This window comes from Neisseria sp. RH3002v2g (assembly GCF_014596425.2).
Classification (GTDB): Bacteria; Pseudomonadota; Gammaproteobacteria; order Burkholderiales; family Neisseriaceae; genus Neisseria.
This window is the reverse complement of the sequence record NZ_CP110721.1, coordinates 1,321,547-1,345,124: the sequence shown is the minus strand read 5'-3', so window position 1 is coordinate 1,345,124 and position 23,578 is coordinate 1,321,547. Positions and strand designations below refer to the sequence as shown.

Sequence of the window (23,578 nt, the reverse complement as noted above, 5' to 3'; positions counted from 1 at the left end):
TGCAGGTTTAAATGAAAACGGAACAATCTCTCTGCTGCCTAGTTCTAGTAAGACAGAAAATCACGGCAGATAGTTTGCTTCCATTGGAAGTATTACTTGGTTTCGGCGGCTTTAGCGCCAGCGGTCTCTGCAATCAAATCCAAGAATACCAACGGCTTTTTGCCGATATTTTTCAATGCATGGGACTGGCCGGGGCGGGCGATGGTAATGTCCCCTGCGCCGACTTCGGTTTGTTTGCCTTCGCTGTCGGTAAACAGACCTTTGCCGGATACGATGATGTAAACATCTTCATTGCCGGTGTGTTTGTGTTGGCCGATAGAAGCACCCGGCGGTAATGTAAGCCAGCCGATTTCTTTAAATGCGTCTTGGTCGGCGGTTTGATGGCGCGTGAAGGCAAAGCTGCCGAGCAACGGGCCTTGGCCTCCGGCTGCGTTTTCGCGGTTCCATTCTGCTAAGTCGGCTTTTTTGTACACTTGGATGCTGCGGTCGGTGGGGGTGGTTTGTTCGGCGGCTTGAGCGTTTAGAGATGTGCCGAGCAGAAGGGCGGCAGATAATGCGGCAAATAGCGGTTTCATGGCGGTTCTCCGTTTGTCAGGTTGAGTCAGATAATGCGGATTCCGTTTTCAGACGGCCTGCGGGGTTGAAACGATTAACCCCGCAGGCTTCCCCCAAGATTTATTTCACGTTGCGCAGATAGTTCAGCAATAAAGGAACAGGGCGGCCGGTCGCGCCTTTTTCACCGCCGGATTTCCATGCCGTACCCGCGATGTCGAGGTGTGCCCATGGATAGTCTTCGGTAAAGTAAGACAGGAAGGTAGCGGCGGTAATCGTGCCTGCACCGGGCGTGCCGATGTTTGGAATGTCGGCGAAGTTGGATTTGAGTTGGTCTTTGTAGGTTTCAAAGAGCGGCAGTTGCCATGCTTTGTCGTCCACGTTGCGGGAAGCGGCCAGCAGGCTGTCGACCAAATCCTGGTTGTTGCCCATCACGCCGCTGACGTCATGACCCAAGGCGATGATGCACGCGCCGGTCAGGGTGGCGACATCGATGACGGCTTTGGGTTTGAATTGTTCGGCGTAAGTGAGCGCGTCGCACAAAATCAGACGGCCTTCGGCATCGGTGTTCAACACTTCGATGGTCAAGCCTTTCATGCTTTTCACGACGTCGCCCGGTTTGTTGGCTGCGCCGGAAGGCATGTTTTCGCAGGTGGCGACGACGGCAATCAGGTTGATCGGCAGTTGTAGTTTGACGGCGGCGCAGAAGGTACTGATGACGGTTGCCGCGCCACACATGTCGAACTTCATTTCGTCCATGTTCAGGCCGGGTTTGAGGGAAATGCCGCCGGTGTCGAAGGTAATGCCTTTGCCGACCAATACCACAGGCGCGGCTTCTTTGTCGGCCGCGCCGAAATAGCTCAGTTCGACCAAATATGGGTCTTCGACGCTGCCTTTGGCGACAGACCAGAACGAACCCATGTTTTCTTTGATGTAGTCTTTTTCAATGATTTTGGCGTGTGCGCCCAGTTTTTCGGCTTCGGCTTTGGCGGTACGCGCTAAAAATTCGGGCGTGCATTCGTTGGGGGCAGCATTGCCCAAGTCTCGGCAGAGGCTTTGTCCGTAAACCTGCGCTTCGGCGACGCGCAGGGCTTCTTTGACGGCGGCTTCGTGTGCGGTGTGGAACACGGCTTGCGAGAATTTGGCGGGCTTGGCTTCTTTTTTATAGCGATCGAAACGGTAGGCGGCGTTGCCGAACGCGATGGCAAAAGCTTCGGCAACGGCGGCGGCTTGCGCTTCATCGAAGGCATGGATGTCCGCATTGACCGTTTCTTGGTTTTGCGCCCATTTGGCGGCTTCGGCTGCGGCTTTGTTCAATGCGGCGCGGTCGGTTTTTTCGAGGCGGGCGACGGCAATGGCTTGCAAACCGTTGTCCGTCGGGATTTTGGTGTCGGCGAAATTTTGACCTTCTTCAAGGGAAGCGAAGAGGGCGAGGGCAGTCGGGTTGCTCAGTTGCGATGCTTCGGCGCAGACAAATAATTGCGCACCTGCCTGTTGAGCCTGCAAAGTTTCGGCTTTTGTGCTAAATTTCACGTTTATTCTCCTGATTGGAACGGTTGTCGGTTATTCAGACGGCCTGTTGACCAACCGTCCGAACAGATGAAAATCATTGTACTCCATTTGTGTCATGCCGTCTGAAGCCTTATGAATAAATATGGGTTTCCCATAAACCGTATACCACGCTCAATCTTATGATTTACCAAAGAAACTTTATTAAAGAACTTTCCTTTACCGCCGTCGGCATCTTTGTCGTCCTCTTGGCGGTATTGGTGTCCACGCAGGCGATCAACCTGCTTGGCCGCGCAGCCGACGGGCGTGTCGCCATCGATGCTGTGTTGGCCTTGGTCGGCTTCTGGGTCATCGGCATGACGCCGCTTTTGCTGGTGTTGACCGCATTTATCAGTACGTTGACCGTATTGACCCGCTACTGGCGCGACAGCGAAATGTTGGTCTGGCTCTCCTGCGGATTGGCGTTGAAACAATGGATACGCCCGGTCATGCAGTTTGCCGTGCCGTTTGCCATTTTGATTGCCGTCATGCAGCTTTGGGTGATGCCGTGGGCAGAGTTGCGCAGTCGTGAATATGCCGAAATTTTGAAGCAGAAGCAGGAATTGTCTTTGGTGGAAGCCGGCGAGTTTAATAACTTGGGCAAGCGCAACGGCAGGGTTTATTTTGTCGAAACCTTCGATACCGAATCCGGCATCATGAAAAACCTGTTCCTGCGCGAGCAGGATAAAAACGGCAACGACAACATCGTTTTTGCCAAAGAGGGCAATTTTTCGCTGACCGACAACAAACGCACGCTTGAATTGCGCGACGGCTACCGTTACAGCGGTACGCCCGGCAAAGCCGACTACAACCGCGTTTCCTTCCAAAACCTCAGCCTGATTGTCAGCACCACGCCCAAACTTATCGACCCTGTTTCACACCGCCGTACCATTCCGACCGCCCAACTGATTGGTAGCAGCAATCCCCAACACCAAGCAGAATTGATGTGGCGCATTTCGCTGACCGTCAGCGTTTTGTTGCTGTGCCTGCTTGCTGTGCCGCTTTCCTATTTCAATCCGCGCAGCGGCCATACTTACAATATCTTGATTGCCATCGGTTTGTTTTTGGTTTACCAAAACGGGCTGACCTTCCTGCGCAATGCCGTGGAAGACGGCAAAATCCATTTCTGGCTCGGACTGCTGCCCATGCACATCATCATGTTTGTGATTGCCGTCGTCCTGCTGCGCGTGCGCAGTATGCCTAGCCAACCCTTCTGGCAGGCGGTTGGCAAAAGTCTGACATTGAAAGGCGGAAAATGAACCTGATTTCACGTTACATCATCCGTCAAATGGCGGTTATGGCGGTTTACGCCCTCCTTGCCTTCCTCGCTTTGTACAGCTTTTTTGAAATCATCAACGAAGTCGGTGATCTTGGAAAAGGCAGCTATAACGGCGCAAAATTGGGGCAGTATGTTTTAATGCAGATGCCTGCGCGCGCCTATGAATTGATGCCGCTTGCCGTTTTGATCGGCGGCCTGATTTCCCTCAGCCAACTGGCTTCCGGCAGCGAACTGACCGTTATCAAAGCCAGTGGCATGAGCACCAAAAAGTTGCTGTTGATTCTGTCGCAGTTCGGTTTGATTTTCGCCATTGCCACCGTTGCACTTGGCGAATGGGTTGCCCCCACGCTGAGCCAAAAAGCCGAAAACATTAAAGCCGCTGCCATCAACGGCAAAATCAGCACCGGCAATACCGGCCTTTGGCTGAAAGAAAAAAACAGCATCATCAACGTGCGCGAAATGTTGCCCGACCATACGCTTTTGGGCATCAAAATTTGGGAGCGCAACGATAAAAACGAACTGACCCAAGCGGCAGAAGCAGAATCCGCCGTTTTGAATCCTGATGGCAGCTGGCAGTTGAAAAATATCCGCCGCAGCATATTGGGCGAAGATAAAGTCGAGGTTTCCACCGCCGCCGAAGAAAACTGGCCGATTTCCGTCAAACGCAACCTGATGGACGTATTGCTCGTCAAGCCCGACCAAATGTCTGTCGGCGAATTGACCACTTATATCGACCATCTGGAAAAAAACAACCAAAATACCCAAGTCTATGCCATCGCATGGTGGCGCAAGCTGGTGTATCCTATTGCCGCATGGGTGATGGCGCTTGTTGCCTTCGCCTTTACGCCGCAAACCACGCGCCATGGCAATATGGGCTTGAAACTCTTCGGCGGTATCTGCCTCGGTTTGTTGTTCCACTTTGCCGGACGGCTCTTCGGCTTTACCAGCCAGTTGTACGGCGTGCCGCCGTTTTTGGCCGGTGCATTGCCGACGGTTTTGTTTGCACTGTTGGCGGTGTATCTGATACGCCGTCAGGAAAAAAGATAAGGCAAAATCAACTTCAGGCCGTCTGAAAGGCAATCTTCAGACGGCCTGAGTATTTTGTGTGCAAAAAACAAGATGCTAAAGTAAAATAATACCTTTCCAAACCAATACGGCTATTGAAAATGTCCCAAACCATCTGCTTGAATATGATTGTCAAAAACGAAGCGGCAATCATCGAAGAAACACTGGCCAACATCACCGACCACATCAAACTTGACTACTATGTCATCAGCGATACCGGCTCGACCGATGATACCGTCGGCGTGATCCGCCGCTTTTTCGATGCAAAGGGCATCGCGGGCGAGATTCATCATGATGGTTGGCAAAATTTTGCATACAACCGCAATCAGGCTTTGAAACACGCAAAAGGTAAAACCGATTACGTGTTGATTTTTGATGCGGACGACCGCTTTGAAGGCAAATTGGAATTGCCCGAGCTGACCGCCGACCGCTACCGCCTCCGCATGAGAAATGCTACGGGCAGCGTGATTTATTACCGTCCGCTGTTGTTGCGCAATGACGGCACATTCTACTGGCGCGGCGTGTTGCACGAATTTATTGAAACCGATAAACAAGATACCAGCGAAGCCACGCTTCATGGCGACTATATGGTTCTCAGCGGCCGTTTCGGCGCGCGCAGCAACATGGCGAACAAATACCTGCTTGACGCCGTTTCTTTGGAAAAAGCGTTTTACAGCCCCGAAGATGAAGACCTGAAACCGCGTTACGCCTTTTATGCGGCGCGTTCTTATTGGGATTCCGATATGCCCGAGCGCGCGAGCGAATGGTTTAAAAAACGCATCGAGTTGGGCGGTTGGATCGAGGAAGTGACGGTTTCTTACCAACAGCTGGGCGAGTGCTACAAATTAATGGGCAAACGCGATGAAGCCTTGGCGACTTGGCTGGCAGGCTACGATTACAACCCGCGCCGTGCCGAGTGTCTCTATCTTGCGCAAACCATGCTGCGTCAGGAAGGGAAATACCGTATTTCCCATGCAATCGGCCTGATGGCGAAACGCATTCCGTTCCCGACAGACGATATTCTTTTTGTCCAAAACAATGTTTATCATTTGGACATCGACTATGAATTGTCGGTTACCGCCTATGCGGCCGGCGATTTGCGTCAAGGCTATGAGTCTTGCCGTCACTTGCTCTTGCTGAATGTGCGCGAGGCATTGACCACGGTGACCATGCAAAATATGTGGCTCTACCGCGAACACGCGCAAACCGAAACGCGCGAAGTGTTGGAGCAGCTGGTGGCCGTCATGCAGCCTTATGCCGTGCAGGGCGGACGTTTGGCGGAAGTAACCGAATATTTTGCCGATATTTTGAAAAACCGTTAATCAGGACTTTGACCCAGCTGTCAGGCCGTCTGAAAGGAAATTTTTTGAGCAAGCGCAATCTGTTTTCCGTCGATAAATCTTTGGAAAAGCCCGAACGCGTCCTCTTGGTCGGCGTGATGTTGACGGCGGACTATTCCGGCGCAAACGAAACGCGCGAGCGCGGCTTTCAGACGGCCTTGACCGAAGCGGCAGAATTGGTGGGCGCGGCCGGCGGCGATTTGGTTTCTATCGAAACTTCACGCCGCGACAAACCGCATCCGGCTTTGTTTGTCGGTACGGGCAAGGCGGAAGAATTGGCGGCAGCGGTTAAGCAGTATGATGTCGGGCTGGTTGTGTTCAACCACGAACTCACGCCGACACAAGAGCGTAATCTGGAAAAAGAGCTTCAATGCCGCGTCCTCGACAGAGTGGGTTTGATTTTGGCGATTTTTGCCAAACGCGCCCAATCGCAGGAAGGTAAGTTGCAGGTAGAGCTGGCTCAGTTGAACCACTTGAGCGGACGGCTGGTGCGCGGTTATGGACACCTGCAAAGTCAGAAGGGCGGTATCGGCTTGAAAGGGCCGGGCGAAACCCAGTTGGAAACCGACCGCCGTTTAATCGGACAAAAAATTACGGCATTGAAAAAACAGCTTACCGATGTCCGCAAACAACGTGCCACGCGCCGCAAATCGCGCATGAGCGGCCGTCTGAAAACCTTTGCCATCGTCGGCTATACCAATGCCGGAAAATCCAGCCTGTTTAACCGTTTGACTAAAGCAGACGTATTGGCGAAAGACCAGTTGTTCGCCACCTTGGATACCACTGCACGCCGGCTTTTTCTGTCGCACGAGGCGAGCGTGATTTTGACCGATACCGTCGGCTTCGTCCGCGATTTGCCGCACAAGCTGGTGTCGGCGTTTTCCGCTACTTTGGAAGAGACGGCGATGGCGGATGTGCTGCTGCACGTCGTTGATGCGTCCAATCCCGATTTTGAACGGCAGATGGATGATGTCAACGACGTCTTAGAAGAAATCGGCGCGCATGAAATTCCGCAATTGGTGGTGTACAACAAAATCGATTTACTGCCGTCGGGTATGCGTGAAGCAGGCATTTTGCGCGACAATTCCGGACAGGCAGTCGGCGTGAATGTTTCCGTTGCCGAAAGTTTGGGCTTGGACGGTTTGCGCGAAGCGATGATTGAATTGGCCGTACAGCCGAATGCTTGATAGTATGGAATGAAACAAGGCCGTCTGAATCTTCAGACGGCCTTACCGTAAAATTCTAAATCTGAGGATTATGCCGACAGAGGGCTTTTCTTTTTGAACACGCTTTCGTAAAGCATCCAAGCGGCGAGGCTCAGGTATACGGTGCTGGACAAAATGCCGATAACGGCAAAAATAGGCATAAGGCGATCAATCATGGTGAGGTTTCCCAATAAGTTAGTTTTATAAGTAAATGTGTGTTTTTTGATTTCCGTCTTCGCGGAATGCCTAAAGTATGCTGCTTAAATGGATTGAGGTCAACAAAGAATGTATCGGGATTTTTAAAAAAGTTCCATTTTTACATTAAAATAATCGGAAGTTTTTAAAGATAAACGGTATTTATATATTACCGTTCATCGTTTGATGAACGGTCAATACTTTGTTTTCCATATTTTTTATAAAATCCGACAGCCTGTTAATTCAAAATTGAATGAAAAGAGGCGGAAAAACGCTTTTTGCTAAAATGTAACACCCAGGGACGGTTGTTTCAGGCCGTCTGAAAAATAAATCGAACACATGATGACATCTCCCACACACTCCCAAAAAAACTGCTTTCATTGCGGACTTGAAGTCCCCGAGCATCTGCATCTGACGGTTCGTTTTGAAGACGAAGAACACGAAACCTGCTGCGCCGGCTGCCAAGCAGTGGCGCAGAGCATTATTGATGCCGGTTTGGGCAATTATTACAAACAGCGTACCGCCGACGCGGAAAAATCCGAATTGCCGCCGCCGGAAGTGTTGTCGCAATTAAAGCTGTACGATTTGCCTGAAGTGCAGGCGGATTTTGTCGAGGTAGGCGTTGGGGATGAACGCGAGGCGGTGTTGATGCTGGGCGGCATTACCTGCGCCGCGTGTGTGTGGCTGATTGAGCAGCAGTTGTTGCGCATGAAGGGCGTGGTGCGTGTGGATTTGAATTACAGTACCCACCGCTGCCGCGTGGTGTGGGACAGCGCCCACATCGAATTGTCGGATATTTTGCTGAAAATCCGCCAAACCGGTTATACCGCCGCGCCTTATGATGCACAAAAAATCGAAGCGCAGGCGCAGAAAGAGCGCAAGCAGTTTATCGTCAGATTGGCCGTGGCCGGTCTGGGCATGATGCAGACGATGATGTTTGCCCTGCCGACTTATTTTTACGGCGGCGACATCGAGCCGCTTTATTTGGAAATCCTGCATTGGGGCGGCTTTTTGATGGTGTTGCCCGTTGTGTTTTACAGCGCGTTGCCGTTTTACCGCGGCGCATGGCGCGACTGGAAAAACCGCCGTGTCGGCATGGATACGCCGATTGCCATTGCCATTGTGATGACCTTTATCGCCGGTATTTACAGCCTGGCCACCAACGCAGGGCAAGGCATGTATTTTGAATCCATCGCCATGCTGCTGTTTTTCCTGTTGGGCGGGCGTTTTATGGAACAGATTGCCCGACGCAAAGCAGGCGATGCGGCGGAGCGGTTGGTCAAACTGGTTCCGGCATTTTGCCACCGTTTGCCGGCTTATCCGGAAAGCGAAGCCATCGAGGAAGCCGCAGTCGTCCGCCTCAATATCGGCGATACGATTGTTGTGAAGCCCGGCGAAGTCATTCCGGTGGACGGTACGGTTTTGTCCGGCGAGAGCGAAGTCAACGAAGCCATGTTGACCGGTGAAAGTTTGCCTATCGTGAAAAGGCCGTCTGAAAAAGTAACCGCCGGCACGCTCAACACCAGCAGCCCTTTAATCATCCGCACCGACCATACCGGCGGCAACACGCGCCTGTCCCATATCGTCAAACTGCTCGACCGTGCGCTGGCGCAAAAACCGCGTGCCGCCGAGTTGGCCGAAAAATACGCGTCCAGTTTTGTGTTTGGCGAACTCTTGCTTGCTATTCCCGTTTTTATCGGCTGGGCTTGGTATGCCGACGCGCACACCGCCTTGTGGATTACCGTCGCCCTGCTGGTCATTACCTGCCCGTGCGCCTTGTCGCTCGCGACTCCGACCGCGCTGGCCGCTTCGACCGGTGCGCTGGCCAAAGACGGCATTCTCATCAGCGGCAAACAAAGTTTGGAAACCCTTGCCCAAATTGACGATGTCGTGTTCGACAAAACCGGTACGCTGACCAAAGGGCAGCTTTCCGTCAGCCGGATGTTGTCCGCAGGCCGTCCGAACGAAGCCCAAGCCCTTGCCGTTGCCCAAGCATTGGAGCAGCAATCCGAACACCCCATCGCCCGTGCCATTTTGAACCATATGCTTTCAGACGGCCCTGTATCCGCGCTTGATGTGAAAGTGCAGCAACGGGTCAACCGCATTGGACACGGTGTCAGCGCGCAAATCGAATTGGATGGCGAAACCCAAGTTTGGGCTTTGGGCAAAGCAGCGTTTGTTTCGGAAATCGCCGGTAATCTGCCCGAAACATTTGCCCATATCGACCACACGGGCGGCATTATTTTCTTGGGCAATCAAAGAGGTTTTCAGACGGCCTTTTTGCTGGAAGACCAAATCAAAGACAGCGCCGCCGAAATGTTGCAAAACCTGAAACAGCACGGCATCCGTCTGCACCTTTTAAGCGGCGACCGACAGGCTGCCGTCGCCCAAGTTGCGCAAGAGCTAGGCTTGGATGCCTATCGTGCCGAAGCCACGCCTGAAGACAAGTTGGCCTATGTGGAAAATCTGCAAAAACAAGGGCGTAAAGTTATGATGATCGGCGACGGTATCAACGACGCCCCCGTCCTCGCCCAAGCCGACGTGTCGGCCGCCGTGGCCACGAGTGCCGATGTGGCGCGAGACGGTGCCGATGTGGTTTTGCTCAATGACGATTTGAATGTTTTGCCCGTGATGATGGAACAGGCACGCCGCACCCATCAAATCATCCGCCAAAACCTGACTTGGGCGAGCGCATACAATCTGGTTGCCGTTCCGCTGGCCGTATTTGGTTACGTGACCCCTTGGATCGCCGCGCTCGGCATGAGTTTCAGCTCGCTGCTGGTGTTGGGTAATGCCTTGAGATTGTTGAAAACCAAAAAGGCCGTCTGAAAACGGCAAATCCATTGCCTAAACGAAAGAATACGCCATGCCTAAAGCCACTTTTTATACACACGTCGCCCGACCGGCCGCCTTTGCCTGCCGCCTGATTGCGCGCGCTATACGCGATGGCGGGCAGATTTTGGTGTGGTCGGATTCTGCCGCGGCAGTGCAGCAACTCGACATTGATTTGTGGCAGCAGATTCCCGAAAGCTTTATTCCGCATGAAGTCTGGCTGCCTACCGACCCCATGCCGTCTGAAACGCCGGTATTGCTTGCGTTTGGAAATGCACTGCCGAATATTCCGAAAGATTGCACGGTTTTAAACCTGTCTGCCGATTTCTGGAGCCAAGCCCCGGCCATTCCAAACCGTATCCTTGAAATTGTGGGCAACAGCTTAGAAGATTTGGCCGAAGCCCGAGACCGTTTCCGAGCTTATCGTCAGAGCGGATTTGAGATTGAGCATTTTTCGAGAGAAGGAAAGGATTGAGTTTTGAAGATATTCAAGGCCGTCTGAATATAAACAAAGGGACATTTTGATGATGTCCCTTTGTTTTTTAGATTGATTATCGGAAGGCTTCATGCCATATGCCATAAAATATGAGGCAACAGCAGAAAGCGTAGAAATAGTGGAAAAAGCGTTCGAAAAGGGAAGTATTGGCAAGATACCATTGAACAGACTGATGGTGGTGTTGGGGATTTTTGAGGATTAAGTTAGGGAAACGGACAATCAAAGGTACGGTAAGCAAGTCAAACAGATTGAGGAAGATAGTAACCAATAATGAAAAACCGATTGTCTCATGAAATACGTCGAATGGCTGCAATGACAGGGTGTGTGCAAATAGGGAGGTTAGGGCAGATTTGTTGGACATCCATAAATAAAACAGCCCACCGATAGACAGGTAAAGCGCAAGACGGACCCATATGGATAGTTTGCGTGGCAAATAAAGGATGAAGAATAAGTTGAGCAGGATAAAGAAAATAGGAAAACCGGATTTCATGGGTTTGTTTGCTTACAGTTTGGTATTTAAAGCTGCTAAGAGAAACGCATTATTGATTGTATGAAAGGCCGTCTGCCATTCTATTTTATGGCTTTCTGAAAAAGATTTGCGTAAGGGCAAGGGTTTCAGACGGCCTTAAGTTTTTTGAAGTCAAAATCCCATGGTTCAGAATTAGGTTTTTGCGGCCGCGCTGGCGAAATAGCGGTTGGATACCGGATTGAAGATGAGGAGCAGCAAAACAAGGTGGAGTATGGATTGAATAATGATTTGTTGGGAACTATAGCTCGCCATATCGCTATACACCATGATCAACGAAGCGGCCGCCAACACAACAGCCAGCCAACGGGCAGAACGGTTGCCTGAAAGCAGACCGACGGCAATAAATACCGGCAAGGAAAGGAGTATGAAGTATAGGGGCATAGACAGCCACCAAGGCAGGAAAGGGAATGCTAAGGCTGCACCCTCTATCAGTAAATCGCCCGAATAAATTGCAAGAGCAACGGTGGTAAAGCAAGTAAGGGCAGTTAGGATGAAATAGAGAACGGTGGCGATGGTAACAGGGATTGGACGTTTCATGTAATAAAAGCCTTGGATAGAATATCGGGGATAAGGATTAAAATCGGTATCGGCCAAACCTTGTCATTGAAGGTAATGGCCGTCTGAAAGCAGGCTATTCGTCTTTCTCAAATGAAGAAAGCTTGATAATGGCAGGCTGGAAGACTGCAACCAAATAGATCATGATAGGGAGGATAAGATACGTAAAAGGAATATCTGCGCGCAATAGTGCAATTAGAAAGGCAAGGTATAATGTCAGCAGGGCAAGGAAAATAACGCTCTTTTTCCATGTCGCTTGGCGGATTTCTTTTGCAGTCGGCTGCTTATAGCGGACTTTTTTGTGGCAGGTCGGGCACTCTTTAATGCTTTTCAGTCCTTTGAATGCACTACCCCGAATCGGATTGGAACAATGAGGACAAGAGAATGGGGACGGTTTCATTATTTTTTTATCGGGCTGTATAAGGCATTGCCCATCCGGAAAAGCGGGTCGGATGGGCAAAGTATATGTTTATTCGTCTTTTTCAAAAGATGAAAGTTTGTTTTGAATCGGGATAATATAGTAGACAAGAAAGCCTATAACTAATGCCGTACTGATATATGGGGGGAATGTACCAAACAGGCTGATCAGTATTGCCGCTACGATACAGACAACTACTACAAAAATAGCGAAAGGTTTCAGCAAAGCTTTGAAATATTCGCCAACAGGCGGCTTTTTGAATTTGACTTTTTTATGGCAGGAAGGGCATTCTTTGACTGCGGCCAAACCTTTAACCAATCCGCCTTGGATCGGGGCATGGCAGTGTGGGCAGGGGAGTGAAGGATTAAGATTGTTCATTGTGTTCAACCTGACTTAGGGTTTGGAAAGGTGGTATCGATATTGCCGATACCACCGCTATTTATCGGAAACAATAGGCTTATTGGGCGTATTTTTTGCTTAAAGCTTCGGCTGCTTTTTGTAATTCTTGATTGGCTGTACGCAGGGTTTCTTGCAATTTTTGAGATTTGTCTTGGAAATCTTTGGCAAATTTGACTGCTTCTTTATCTTTACTATCGATAGTCAGTTCAGAAGCATACTTGCTTCCATAAATCATAAACTCATTAATTGTACTGTTGACTTGCACAGTTCGATCTAAAACTGCTTTGATTTCAGGATCTTTGATATCAATAGCAGCTGCACTTTGATGGAATTGTTCCAGTGCGGCAGTCAGTTTTTTTATCTGCTCGATAGTCTCGGCTTCTTTATTCTGTCTAGCCAACTGTTGCAATTCTTGACCTATTCGACCAATTTTTTGAGCTTCCTCACCAGTAATGAAGTTATTGAATTTTTGCAATTCGGCAAGACCGTCTGGAGATTTTTTATCGGAAATAACGATAGGCTCGGCCAGTTTAGGATCTGCTTCCGGGAATTCACTCAGGGCTTTTTCGTATTTGTTGGCCGGGCTAGATTCGCTTTGGGCAACTTGTTCTGCCGGTTTGTCGCTGCTGCCTTTATTGCTGGAGTCGCCGCAGGCTGCCAGTAGGGAAGCGGTCAAGATCAGCATACCGAATTTGTTTAATACGTTCATATTAGGATTCCTTCTTAAGTTAGGGGAAACGGGAAAATTTGTTTTTATTGATGAGTGTAGATAATTATTTGTACTTTTGTTCTATTTTATTACAAATTTGTTCTATTTTATTACAAATTTGTTTATTTTTCATAAATTAGGTTAAGTGGTATGTTTTTGGAATTAAACGGCAAAGATGGATGGTTATAAATTTTTGAATGTATAATGAAATTAACAAGGGTAATAAGGTTGGCTATGCTGTTTTGAACTAAAGTAGATTTTTTTATTAGGATATTGTTGGTTGATGCGATAGGAATAAAAAAAGGCCGTCTGAAACAATAAGTTTCAGACGGCCTTTTGATTGGCTGGAATTAGTTGCCCAAGTCGAATGCTTTATGCAGAACGCGGGTGGCCAGTTCCATGTATTTTTCGTCAATCAGGACGGATACTTTGATTTCGGAAGTTGAAATCATTTGGATGTTGATGCCTTCTTCTGCGAGGGTGCGGAAGATTTTGGCGGCTACGCCGACGTGTGAACGCATGCCCAAGCCGACTGCGGAGACTTTGCATACGGTGTCGTCGCCGTCGATGTAGGCTGCGCCGATGCTGTCTTGACGTTGTTGCAGGATTTCGATGGTTTGTTTGTAGTCGCTGCGCGGTACGGTGAAGGAGAAGTCGGTTGTGCCTTCGCTGCCGACATTTTGGATGATCATGTCGACTTCGATGTTGGCATCGGCAACTGCGCCGAGGATTTGGTAGGCAACGCCGGGTTTGTCGGGTACGCCGCGTACGTTGATACGGGCTTGGTTTTTGTCGAATGCGATACCGGTTACGGCTGCTCTTTCCATGTTGTCGTCCTCTTCAAAGGTAATCAGGGTGCCGTCGCCGCCTTCTTGCAGGCTGCTGAGTACGCGCAGGCGCACTTTGTATTTTCCGGCGAATTCTACGGAGCGGATTTGTAAAACTTTTGAGCCGAGGCTGGCCAATTCGATCATTTCTTCGAATGTGATCGTGTCCATGCGGCGTGCTTCGGGTACGACGCGCGGATCGGTAGTGTAAACGCCGTCTACGTCGGTATAAATTTGGCATTCGTCGGCTTTGAGGGCTGCGGCAAGTGCAACGGCGGAGGTGTCGGAGCCACCGCGGCCGAGGGTTGAGATATTGCCTTCGCTGCTGATGCCTTGGAAACCGGCTACGATAACGACTTTGCCCTCGGCGAGGTCGGCACGCATTTTTTCGTCATCGATGCTTTCGATGCGGGCTTTGGTGTGGGAAGTGTCGGTTTTGAGGGCAACCTGCCAGCCGGTGTAGCTCTTGGCGTCAACGCCGATGTCTTTCAGGGCCATGGCCAGCAGGCCGATGGTTACTTGTTCGCCGGTGGCAAGGACGACGTCCAGCTCGCGCGGATCGGGATGTTCTTGCATTTCGTGCGCCAGGGCGACCAGTCGGTTGGTTTCGCCGCTCATGGCGGATACGACGACTACGATGTCGTGTCCTTCGGCGCGGGCTTTGGCGACACGTTTGGCTACGTTTTTGATGCGTTCGGGCGAGCCTACTGATGTGCCGCCGTATTTATGTACGATTAACGCCATGTTTCGTGCTTTCTTGTGGGGTTTGTCGGGCAGCTTGGTTTGCTGGGAAAAGGGTTATTATTACTATTTTTTACATGAAATTCAAGGATGGGACGCGCTTTTTTGAGTAAATGCGCATAAATGGACGGGGTTAAAAAAGGCCGTCTGAAATCTTTCAGACGGCCTTGCTGCTTATCGGGACAAAAGGGCGGCCTTTTGGTGTTGGACCAATTCGGCAATGCCTTTATGGGCGAGGGCAATGAGTTTGCCCAATTCTTCGATGCTGAACGGCGCGCCTTCGGCCGTACCTTGGATTTCGATGATTTTGCCGGATGCGGTCATGATGATGTTGACGTCGCTGTCGCAGCCTGAGTCTTCGGGATAGTCTAAGTCCAGAAGCGGTACGCCGCCCACCGCGCCGGCGGAAACGGCGGCAACGGCTTCGCGGATGGGGTTTTCGCTGATGAGGCCGTCTGAAAGGAGTTTGTCCACGGCGATTTGCAGGGCAACGTAGGCGCCGGTAATAGAGGCGGTACGCGTGCCGCCGTCTGCTTGGATGACGTCGCAGTCAATCAGGATTTGGCGTTCGCCGAGTTTTTCCATATCGACGACGGCGCGCAGCGAGCGACCGATCAGGCGTTGGATTTCTTGTGTGCGGCCGGACTGTTTGCCTGCGGCGGCCTCGCGGCGCATACGGGAGGCAGTGGAAGCAGGCAGCATACCGTATTCGGCCGTTACCCAGCCTTGTTCTTTACCACGCAGGAACGGTGGGACATTTTCGTCGATGGAGGCGGTGCAAATCACTTTGGTGTTGCCGCACTCGATGATGCAGGAGCCGTCGGCGTGGGGAAGAAAGTTTGGGGTGATTTTGATGTTGCGCAGGCTGTCGGCGGCGCGGTCGGTGCGTGTGTAGTCGCTCATGATGGTCCTTTGGGGAAATAAAAAACAGGTTGCCTTGAATTATAGAGGAATTTGGCGGCAAAGGCCGTCTGAAAATCGGCGGTCGGGTGTGTTATAGTATCCGTACTTTCACTCGTATTTGGAAACGGAGTAAAACCATGGCTACAAGACGAAATATTCAAATCCACAGCATGACCGGCTTTGCCAATGCCGCAGGCGAATGTGGCGGTAAGCGGATTAATTTGGAAATCCGCGCGGTCAACCATCGTTATTTGGATGTCCAATTCCGTATGCCGGAAGAGTTGCGCTATTTGGAAGGCGCGTTGCGCGAGCAGATTGCCGCGGCCGTGGCGCGCGGTAAATTGGAATGCCGCATCCAGCTGCAGGATGCCTCTTCGGGCGGACAGACTTTGGAGGTCAATCAGGATTTGGTTGCCCAACTGGCGCATTTGAACAAAACTTGGCGTAAGGAGCATGATTTTGCCAAATTGAGCGTGGCCGATGTTTTGCGTTTTCCCGGCGTTTTGGCGGGTCAGGGCGAAGATGCCGAAGCTTTGGCCAAAGGCGTTAAAGATTTATTGACCAGCGCTTTGAAAGAGTTTGCAGCCGCCCGCAAACGCGAAGGCAAAAAACTGGGCGAGCACCTGCTGCAACGTCTGGACGGCATGGAAGAGATTGTGGATGCTTTGAACGAATTGTTCCCCAGCCTGCTGCAGGCGCATATGGACAAAGTCAAAACCCGTTTGGCCGAAGCCGTCGGCAATATCGACAACGACCGCTTGCAACAGGAATTTGCTTTATTCATCCAAAAATCCGATGTGGATGAGGAATTCAGCCGTTTGCGCACCCATATCGCCGAAGTGCGCCGCATCGTTACCGAAGGCAAGGGCAGCGTAGGCAAACGTTTGGATTTTCTGATGCAGGAGCTCAACCGCGAAGCCAACACTTTGGGCAGCAAAGCCATCGCCGCCGAGTGCACGCAAGCGTCGGTTGAACTGAAAGTCTTAATCGAACAAATGCGCGAACAGGTTCAAAATATCGAATAAATCGATAACGAACAGATAAAACAAGGCCGTCTGAAAAGTTTCAGACGGCCTTTGTGTCGATATGAGGCGGAATAGGTTTGGTTTGTTTTTAAACACTATTGGAGTCGGGTTTCCTGTTTCGTGACTATCATTGCGCAAAAGAGTTAACATGTGTTAAATTATGGCAATTATTGTCATGATAAGAACATACAAAGGAGTAAAAACATGAACTTTCTGACCGCTATCAGTCGGCAAATGACCCGCTTCACCGCCCTGATCATCATTCTTGCCTCCATCATCGCCTTTATCGAACCTGCCACTTTTTCGTGGGTAAAAGGCGATACGCAAGTCGTCGTACTCGGCATCATCATGCTCGGCATGGGCATGACTTTGGGCAAAGAAGATTATCAAATTCTGGCGCAGCGTCCGCTCGATATTTTTATCGGCGCAATCGCCCAATACACGATTATGCCCCTGCTTGCCATCGGTATTGCCAAAGCCTTCAATCTTTCGCCCGGATTGACGCTGGGTTTGGTTTTGGTCGGTACCTGCCCGGGCGGCGTTTCGTCCAATATCATGAGTTTTTTGGCTAAAGGCGATGTTGCTTTTTCAGTCGGCATGACCACGGTTTCCACCGTCCTCGCGCCTGTGATGACACCGCTGTGGATGACTTATTTGGTCGGACAAACCGTTGAAATGGACGGCTGGGGCATGTTCAAATTTATGCTGCTTGTAACGCTTTTGCCTGTTGTCATTGGTTCGGTGGCCAATATTTTGCTGCACAAAAAACACTGGTTTGAAGACGTGCGCGCGATTATGCCTGCTGTTGCCGTTGCCGCATTCGCGTGTATTGTCGGCGGCGTTGCGGCCGTCCACGGCCACCGCTTCGCCGAATCCGCCTTGGTCATGATACTCGCCATCGCCGCACACAACATCGGCGGCTATATCCTCGGCTATTACAGCGGCGCGTTAACCGGCATGAATACTGCTAAAAAACGCACCCTTGCCATCGAAGTCGGCGTACAAAATGCCGGACTTGCCACTGGTTTGAGCGCCAAATTTTTCCCCGGTAATGCCGAGTCTGCCGTTGCCGCCGCCGTTGCCTGCGTTTGGCACTCCGTATCGGGAACGATTTTGGGCAATTTGTTTGCCTGGTGGGACAAGCGTCAGCAATAAGCTGGTAAACATTGCCAAATAATAAAAGGCCGTCTGAAAAGGTTTCAGACGGCCTTTTGATTGTTTTTGAAATCAATGCGCTTTATGTGTCGTGCTGTACACGATTTTGTCTGTTAACGCCATGGCGAGGGCGGAAATCAGGAAACAGATGTGGGTAATGCACTGCCACATCATTTGTTTTTCGGTCAGGTTGGCGGCGTTGAGGAAGGTTTGCAGCAGATGGATGGAGGAAATGCTGATGATAGACATTGACAGCTTAACCTTCAAAACCGATGCGTTGACATGGCTGAGCCATTCGGGCTGGTCGGGGTGTTCGTTAACGTGGAGGCGGGAAACGAAGGTTTCGTAGCCGCCGACAATGACCATGGTCAGCAGATTGGCAATCATCACAACGTCAATCAGGTTTAACACGGCCATCATGATGGTGTTTTCATCCATGATGCCGAGATTGGTGACCAAATGCCATAAGGATTTGAGGAATTTGTAGGCGTAAATGCCTTGGGCGACAATCAAGCCCAGATAAATCGGCAGTTGCAGCCAGCGGCTGGCGAAGATGAAATGCGCGAAGATGCCCATTCGGTCGCGGGGCGTGTGTTTGGTCGGGGTAGGATGTTCCATAATATGTTGTGTTCGGGAAAGACAGGGGGCGGCATTTTAATGGAAAAATTTTCAAGCTGCAATCTTATTAGTGGCTGAATTTAAAAAGAAAGGCCGTCTGAAAACAGGATGTCGGCTTCTTGTTTTCAGACGGCCTTGTAGGTTGTCAGGTCGGGCAAACACGCGCAAAATCGCTTTGCTTTTTAGAGATGGACATTATGCTTGCAGATTCGTTTTTTTATTATCTGGTGTTGGTCGGTTTTGCCGCAGGGCTGATGGACGCGGCGGTTGGCGGCGGCGGGCTGTTGCAGATTCCTGGCTTGTTCAACCTATTGCCAAATACCACGCCTGTAGCTTCAGTGATGGGCATCAATAAATTCGCTTCCTGCTGCGGCACGTTGACCGCGACGGGGCAATACCTGCGCCGAATCCCCGTGCCGTGGAAAATGCTGCTGCCTGCCGCGGCGTTGGCGTTTGCCGCTTCCTATCTGGGCGCGAAAACGGTGGTGTATTTCCCCGTGCAATACATGAAGCCGGCAATGTTGGTCATCATGATTGCCATGTGTCTGTACACTTTTTTGAAAAAAGACTTGGGGCAGACGGTGCGTACTGAAAAGCTGACGCGCCGCGAAACTTTATGGGGCTTGTTTTTCGGTGCGTTAATTGGGTTTTACGACGGCATTTTCGGGCCGGGAACGGGCAGCCTGCTGGCTTTCGTGTTCGTCCGCTTTTACGGCTATGATTTTTTAGCGGCGAACGCTTCGGCGAAAGTCATCAATTCGACCACCAATCTTGCCGCGCTGACGTTTTTTATCCCCCAAGGCCATGTTGTGTGGGCATGGGCGATACCGTTGGCGGTAGCGAATTTGTGCGGCGGCGTGGTTGGCGCGCGCTTGGCAATACGCGGCGGAACTAAGCTGCTGCGTTACGGGTTTATGTTGCTGCTGTGTCTGACCATTGGGAAGTTTGCTTTGGATTTATTGGGTTGATATCGAATGAAAAAAGGCCGTCTGAAAGTTTCAGACGGCCTTTGCGTTTTACAGTTTAACCGAATGCTCGCGCGTTTCGTGGAACACGATGTCCGGCCAGCGTTCCTGCGTCAGATTTAAGTTGACGCGGTTAGGGGCGAGGTAGGCGAGGTTGCCGCCTGCGTCTATCGCCAGATTGCCTGCGTTGGCTTTTTCAAACTCCGCCAGCTTTTTCTTGTCTTCGCACGATACCCAGCGCGCCGACCAGATGGATGCGTTGTCGAACACGGCTTCTACGCCGTATTCGTTGGCCAGCCGCGAGGTAACGACTTCAAACTGCAACACGCCGACCGCGCCCAAAATCAAATCTGCGCCGCTCATGGGTTTGAAGACCTGCACCGCGCCTTCTTCGCCGAGCTGTTGCAAACCTTTTTGCAGTTGCTTGATTTTCAGCGGGTTTTTGATGCGGACGCTGCGGAACAGTTCGGGCGCGAAGAATGGGATGCCGGTGAACGCCAGTTGTTCGCCTTCGGAGAAGCTGTCGCCGATTTGGATGTTGCCGTGGTTTGGGATACCGATGATGTCACCGGCGTAGGCTTCTTCCACCAGCTCGCGGTCGTGCGACATGAAGGTTACCACGCTGGAGGCGGCGATTTCGCGGTTGATGCGCAGGTGTTTCATCTTCATGCCGCGCTCGAATTTACCGGAGCAGACGCGCAAGAAGGCGATGCGGTCGCGGTGTTTTGGGTCCATATTGGCTTGGATTTTAAAGATAAATCCGGAAAACTTCGGCTCGTCCGGCTCGACCATGCGCACGGTCGCATCGCGCGGTTTCGGCGCAGGCGCCCATTCAATCAATGAATTGAGGATTTCCTGAATACCGAAGTTGTTAATTGCCGAACCGAAGAATACGGGCGTGAGCTCACCGGCGAGAAATTCGTCGAGATTGAACTCGTTGGAAGCGGCCTGCACCAATTCGATTTCGTCGCGCAACTGTTGGATTTCCAACGGAAAGCGTTGTTCCAATTCAGGATTGTCGATGCCTTTGATGATGTCAAACTCGTGCGGCAGGCGCTCGCCGCCCGCTTCAAAGAGATAGATTTCATCGTTCAGGATGTGGTACACGCCTTTGAAGTTTTTGCCCATGCCGATTGGCCAGGTGACGGGCGCGCAGCGGATTTGCAGGATGTTTTCCACTTCGTCCAGCAATTCCAAAGAGTCGCGCACTTCGCGGTCGTATTTGTTCATGAACGTCACAATCGGCGTGTTGCGCAGGCGGCAGACGTTCAAGAGTTTGATGGTTTGCGCTTCCACGCCTTTGGCCGCGTCGATGACCATCAAGGCGCTGTCAACGGCGGTCAATACGCGGTAGGTGTCTTCGGAGAAGTCTTGGTGTCCCGGCGTGTCCAAGAGGTTGACGGTGTGGTCTTTGTAGTCGAACTGCATCACGCTTGATGCCACGGAAATGCCGCGCTGCTTCTCGATTTCCATCCAGTCGGAAGTGGCGAATTTGCCGGTTTTCTTGCCTTTTACCGTACCCGCGCTTTGAATCGCACCTGAAAACAGCAACAGTTTTTCGGTCAGCGTGGTTTTACCTGCGTCAGGGTGGGAGATGATGGCAAACGTGCGGCGGCGGCGCACTTGGTCGAGGATTTCTTGGGACATGGTTTTCTTTGCAAAAAGTTTCAGGCCGCTTTTTCAGACGGCCTGAAGGATATGGGTGTTGGGAAACAGGCTAAAATAAGGGCGTGTGCAACACGCCCTGCAATAGATTGAAAGATGCGGAATTGTACAAAAAAATGCTTGATAATTCAATGTTTGCACCAAACCAAAGGCCGTCTGAAAAGTTTCAGACGGCCTTCGGTTATGAATCGATGATTAAATATCCATCGGTTTCCATTCCGCGCCTTTTACCGGCGGCAGCCATGATTGCGTACCGCTGGAGGCAAATCCCCACAAGGTGTCGGGGAGGCCGTAATGGTCGGCGCGTGTCGGGTCGAGTTGCGTTTCAATTTCAGCTTCGCGGCCTTCGCGGATTTGCGTGGCGATGTGCGGATTAATCATCACGGTTTTGCCCAAGGCGATAAATTCTGCCCAGCCGGTTTCATAGGCGGCCAAAATTTGGTCGGCGGTAAACAGGTTGCCCACGCCGATAAGCGGCAGTTTGCCGTTGATGCGTTCGTGGATAAACTGCATACGGGTTTGGGCGGTATCGCCGCCGCGACGGATTTTTTTATCAAATTCCCACAGGGAAACGTGCAGATATTGCAGCGGTTTTTGTACCAATGCGTCAATCAGTGCGCCGGTTTCGGTCATGGTTAAGCCGTCATCGCCCGGTTCTTCGGGGGAGAAGCGGTAGCCGATAATGAAGTCGTCGCGCTGGTGTTTTTCACGGACGGCAACCACGGCATCGACAACGGCCAGTGGGAAGCGCATTCTGTTTTCCAAGCTGCCGCCCCATTGGTCGTTGCGGCGGTTGCTTTGGGCAGAGTAAAACTGTTGGATTAAATAGCCGTTCGCGCCGTGGATTTCCACGCCGTCAAAACCGGCGCGAAGCGCCAAATCGGCGGCTTGGGCGAAGGAAGCGATGAGTTCTTCCACTTCTGCGGCACTCGCTTCACGCGCACCTTCTTCCTCGCTGGCGGACGCGCTGATTTTGTCGAGACCGTCCAAAAGGTCATCAATGGCTTTGGAACCGCCGTGATGGATTTGCAAAATCGCTTTTGTACCTTGTTGTCGCAGGATTTGTGCGGTTTCTTTCAGGCTGTCGAGGCAGTGTTCACCTGTGGCTTCAGGTTGGCCGTGAAAGGCTTTGCCGTCTTTTTGAACCAAAGTGGCGGCAGTGATAAACAGGCCCATATCGCCTGCGCGGTTGCTGAGGAAGGTGCGCTCTTGGTCGCTGATCAAACCGTCGGCTTGTGAGCCGAAATGGGTCATGGGGGCGACGACAAGGCGGTTTTTGATGGTTACGCCGTTATTGAGGGTGTATGTTTGAAAGAGTGGGGCATATTTTGGATTCATGAGATTTTGCTCTTGATAAGTGAATAGTTGGCAGAGAGTTGGGCCATTCGGGAAATTATCAAGTAAACAGGCCGTCTGAAAAGTTTCAGACGGCCTGTTTATTCTTTAAGCCTTAGGATTAAAGATTAGGATTAACAATGATTTTTACTGCGGATTCGTTGTTGTGGATCAAGCGCTCGAAGCCTTCGGAAATCAATTCGTCCAGTTTGATGCGTTGGGTGATGAAAGGCTCAAGGTTGATTTTGCCTTCTTCAACCAATTTGATGGTTTCGGCGTGGTCGTTGCAGTAGGCGATGGTACCGCGTACGTCCAGCTCTTTCATCACAACGCTGTGGACGTTGATGGTAGCGGGGTGGCTCCAAATGGATACGATGACGACTTTCGCAGTCGGACGGCAGGCTTCGACCATGGTGTCCAGCACTTTGTTCACGCTGGTGCATTCGAATGCGACATCTACGCCTTCGCCGTTGGTCAGTTTTTTCACTTCTTCAACGACATCGACTTCGGACGGGTCAAGGATGTAGTCGGCCACACCGGCTTCGCGTGCTTTGTCTTTGCGCGCTTTGCTCAATTCGGTGATGATGACTTTGATGCCTTTGGCTTTCAGTACGGCAGCCAACAGCAAACCGATTGGGCCTGCACCGCCGACCAATGCGACGTCGCCTTCTTTCGCGCCACTGCGTACATAAGCATGGTGGCCGACAGACAGAGGCTCAATCAAAGCAGCTTGGTCTAATGGGATTTTGTCGGAAATAGGGTGCACCCAACGGCGTTTGACGGCGATTTTTTCAGACAAGCCGCCACCGCAGCCGCCCAAGCCGATGAAGTTCATGTCTTTGGAGAGGTGGTAGTTGCTGCCTTCGCCGGTCGGTACGTCGTCGCGGATGATGTAGGGTTCGACCACAACGTGTTGGCCGACTTTGATGTCGTCCACGCCTTCGCCTACGGCATAAACCACGCCGGAGAACTCGTGACCCATAGTTACTGGCGCAGACTCGCCGGAGATTGGGTGCGGATGGCCGCAAGGCGGAATGAAAATCGGGCCTTCCATGAATTCGTGCAGGTCGGTACCGCAGATACCGCACCAAGCAACATTGATGCCGACAGTACCCGGAGCGACGGTTGGCTCGGGAATGTCTTCGATACGGATGTCGCCTTTGTTGTAAAAACGTGCTGCTTTCATTGTAACGCTCCTTTTTTAAAGTGGAGGCCGTCTGAA

General features: G+C 51.3%; 23 protein-coding genes. 9 read left to right on the top strand and 14 right to left on the bottom strand.

The features are described 5' to 3' along the window. Window positions 1-92: 92 nt before the first annotated feature. Together BBP27_RS06415 and BBP27_RS06410 are read right to left on the bottom strand one after the other, a co-directional pair. A complete protein-coding gene (locus BBP27_RS06415; RefSeq protein WP_188211366.1) occupies window positions 93-575 on the bottom strand; it encodes a cupin domain-containing protein in 483 nt (160 codons plus the stop codon). 100 nt (window positions 576-675) lie between these two features. Then, window positions 676-2,085, bottom strand: a complete 1,410-nt coding sequence (locus tag BBP27_RS06410) for a leucyl aminopeptidase (protein WP_188211367.1) — start codon at window positions 2,083-2,085, stop codon at window positions 676-678. A 158-nt stretch (window positions 2,086-2,243) separates the two neighbouring features. On the opposite strand from BBP27_RS06410, the gene lptF reads away from it, so the two are divergent. The 4 genes from lptF to hflX all read left to right on the top strand — a co-directional run bounded on the left by lptF (window position 2,244) and on the right by hflX (window position 6,971). Beyond that, window positions 2,244-3,359: an LPS export ABC transporter permease LptF gene (gene lptF, locus BBP27_RS06405; RefSeq protein ID WP_188211368.1), complete on the top strand. Its 1,116-nt coding sequence runs from the start codon at window positions 2,244-2,246 to the stop codon at window positions 3,357-3,359. Beyond that, window positions 3,356-4,426, top strand: coding sequence for an LPS export ABC transporter permease LptG (lptG, locus tag BBP27_RS06400; protein ID WP_188211369.1), 1,071 nt, complete (start codon window positions 3,356-3,358; stop codon window positions 4,424-4,426). Before lptF ends, lptG begins: the two co-directional genes overlap by 4 nt. Before the next feature lie 119 nt (window positions 4,427-4,545). Continuing rightward, window positions 4,546-5,766, top strand: a complete 1,221-nt coding sequence (locus tag BBP27_RS06395) for a glycosyltransferase (RefSeq protein WP_223168894.1) — start codon at window positions 4,546-4,548, stop codon at window positions 5,764-5,766. Window positions 5,767-5,810: 44 nt separating this feature from the next. Further along, window positions 5,811-6,971 (top strand): GTPase HflX, encoded by a 1,161-nt coding sequence (gene hflX, locus BBP27_RS06390; protein ID WP_049344412.1) that lies wholly within the window; start codon window positions 5,811-5,813, stop codon window positions 6,969-6,971. A gap of 68 nt (window positions 6,972-7,039) precedes the next feature. Here hflX and BBP27_RS06385 read toward each other — a convergent pair whose 3' ends face one another. Next, window positions 7,040-7,165, bottom strand: a complete 126-nt coding sequence (locus BBP27_RS06385; RefSeq protein WP_003678791.1) for a hypothetical protein — start codon at window positions 7,163-7,165, stop codon at window positions 7,040-7,042. Window positions 7,166-7,526: 361 nt separating this feature from the next. On the opposite strand from BBP27_RS06385, the gene BBP27_RS06380 reads away from it, so the two are divergent. After that, the gene (locus tag BBP27_RS06380; RefSeq protein WP_049344441.1) at window positions 7,527-10,013 is read left to right on the top strand and encodes a heavy metal translocating P-type ATPase; all 2,487 of its coding nucleotides are present in this window, start codon (window positions 7,527-7,529) and stop codon (window positions 10,011-10,013) included. A gap of 37 nt (window positions 10,014-10,050) precedes the next feature. Then, window positions 10,051-10,491 carry a DNA polymerase III subunit chi gene (locus tag BBP27_RS06375; RefSeq protein ID WP_049344410.1) on the top strand — a complete coding sequence of 147 codons (441 nt, stop codon included), beginning with the start codon at window positions 10,051-10,053 and terminating at the stop codon, window positions 10,489-10,491. A gap of 76 nt (window positions 10,492-10,567) precedes the next feature. Here BBP27_RS06375 and BBP27_RS06370 read toward each other — a convergent pair whose 3' ends face one another. The 7 genes from BBP27_RS06370 to rph all read right to left on the bottom strand — a co-directional run bounded on the left by BBP27_RS06370 (window position 10,568) and on the right by rph (window position 15,593). Then, complete coding sequence (locus tag BBP27_RS06370; protein ID WP_188211370.1) at window positions 10,568-11,002, bottom strand: hypothetical protein; 435 nt, start codon at window positions 11,000-11,002, stop codon at window positions 10,568-10,570. Between the two features lie 171 nt (window positions 11,003-11,173). Beyond that, on the bottom strand, window positions 11,174-11,578 hold the full coding sequence (locus BBP27_RS06365) for a hypothetical protein (protein ID WP_188211371.1): 405 nt from the start codon (window positions 11,576-11,578) through the stop codon (window positions 11,174-11,176). A gap of 94 nt (window positions 11,579-11,672) precedes the next feature. Further along, a complete protein-coding gene (locus tag BBP27_RS06360; RefSeq protein WP_107696962.1) occupies window positions 11,673-11,996 on the bottom strand; it encodes a dimethyl sulfoxide reductase in 324 nt (107 codons plus the stop codon). 69 nt (window positions 11,997-12,065) lie between these two features. Continuing rightward, a complete protein-coding gene (locus tag BBP27_RS06355) occupies window positions 12,066-12,392 on the bottom strand; it encodes a purine permease (protein ID WP_223168895.1) in 327 nt (108 codons plus the stop codon). Between the two features lie 79 nt (window positions 12,393-12,471). Further along, a complete protein-coding gene (locus BBP27_RS06350) occupies window positions 12,472-13,122 on the bottom strand; it encodes a PM1805 family lipoprotein (RefSeq protein WP_188211372.1) in 651 nt (216 codons plus the stop codon). Window positions 13,123-13,472: 350 nt separating this feature from the next. Continuing rightward, a complete protein-coding gene (locus tag BBP27_RS06345; RefSeq protein ID WP_003745649.1) occupies window positions 13,473-14,693 on the bottom strand; it encodes an aspartate kinase in 1,221 nt (406 codons plus the stop codon). A gap of 171 nt (window positions 14,694-14,864) precedes the next feature. Continuing rightward, window positions 14,865-15,593: a ribonuclease PH gene (rph, locus tag BBP27_RS06340; protein ID WP_188211373.1), complete on the bottom strand. Its 729-nt coding sequence runs from the start codon at window positions 15,591-15,593 to the stop codon at window positions 14,865-14,867. Between the two features lie 137 nt (window positions 15,594-15,730). Between rph and BBP27_RS06335 the strand changes: the two genes are divergently transcribed. Then, window positions 15,731-16,618, top strand: coding sequence for a YicC/YloC family endoribonuclease (locus BBP27_RS06335; protein ID WP_223168896.1), 888 nt, complete (start codon window positions 15,731-15,733; stop codon window positions 16,616-16,618). Window positions 16,619-16,822: 204 nt separating this feature from the next. Further along, entirely contained in the window at window positions 16,823-17,773 is a 951-nt protein-coding gene (locus tag BBP27_RS06330; RefSeq protein ID WP_188211374.1) for a bile acid:sodium symporter family protein, read from the top strand. A 72-nt stretch (window positions 17,774-17,845) separates the two neighbouring features. Here the strand turns inward: BBP27_RS06330 and BBP27_RS06325 are convergent, their stop codons facing one another. Beyond that, window positions 17,846-18,391 carry a TIGR00645 family protein gene (locus tag BBP27_RS06325; protein ID WP_188211375.1) on the bottom strand — a complete coding sequence of 182 codons (546 nt, stop codon included), beginning with the start codon at window positions 18,389-18,391 and terminating at the stop codon, window positions 17,846-17,848. A 197-nt stretch (window positions 18,392-18,588) separates the two neighbouring features. On the opposite strand from BBP27_RS06325, the gene BBP27_RS06320 reads away from it, so the two are divergent. Continuing rightward, window positions 18,589-19,359, top strand: a complete 771-nt coding sequence (locus BBP27_RS06320; RefSeq protein WP_188211376.1) for a sulfite exporter TauE/SafE family protein — start codon at window positions 18,589-18,591, stop codon at window positions 19,357-19,359. 48 nt (window positions 19,360-19,407) lie between these two features. Here the strand turns inward: BBP27_RS06320 and BBP27_RS06315 are convergent, their stop codons facing one another. The 3 genes from BBP27_RS06315 to BBP27_RS06305 form a co-directional block, all read right to left on the bottom strand. Next, the gene (locus tag BBP27_RS06315; protein ID WP_003745662.1) at window positions 19,408-21,003 is read right to left on the bottom strand and encodes a peptide chain release factor 3; all 1,596 of its coding nucleotides are present in this window, start codon (window positions 21,001-21,003) and stop codon (window positions 19,408-19,410) included. A gap of 213 nt (window positions 21,004-21,216) precedes the next feature. Beyond that, a complete protein-coding gene (locus tag BBP27_RS06310) occupies window positions 21,217-22,359 on the bottom strand; it encodes an NADH-dependent flavin oxidoreductase (RefSeq protein ID WP_188211377.1) in 1,143 nt (380 codons plus the stop codon). A 118-nt stretch (window positions 22,360-22,477) separates the two neighbouring features. Further along, window positions 22,478-23,542 (bottom strand): 2,3-butanediol dehydrogenase, encoded by a 1,065-nt coding sequence (locus tag BBP27_RS06305; protein WP_003745670.1) that lies wholly within the window; start codon window positions 23,540-23,542, stop codon window positions 22,478-22,480. Between the last annotated feature and the right edge of the window lie 36 nt (window positions 23,543-23,578).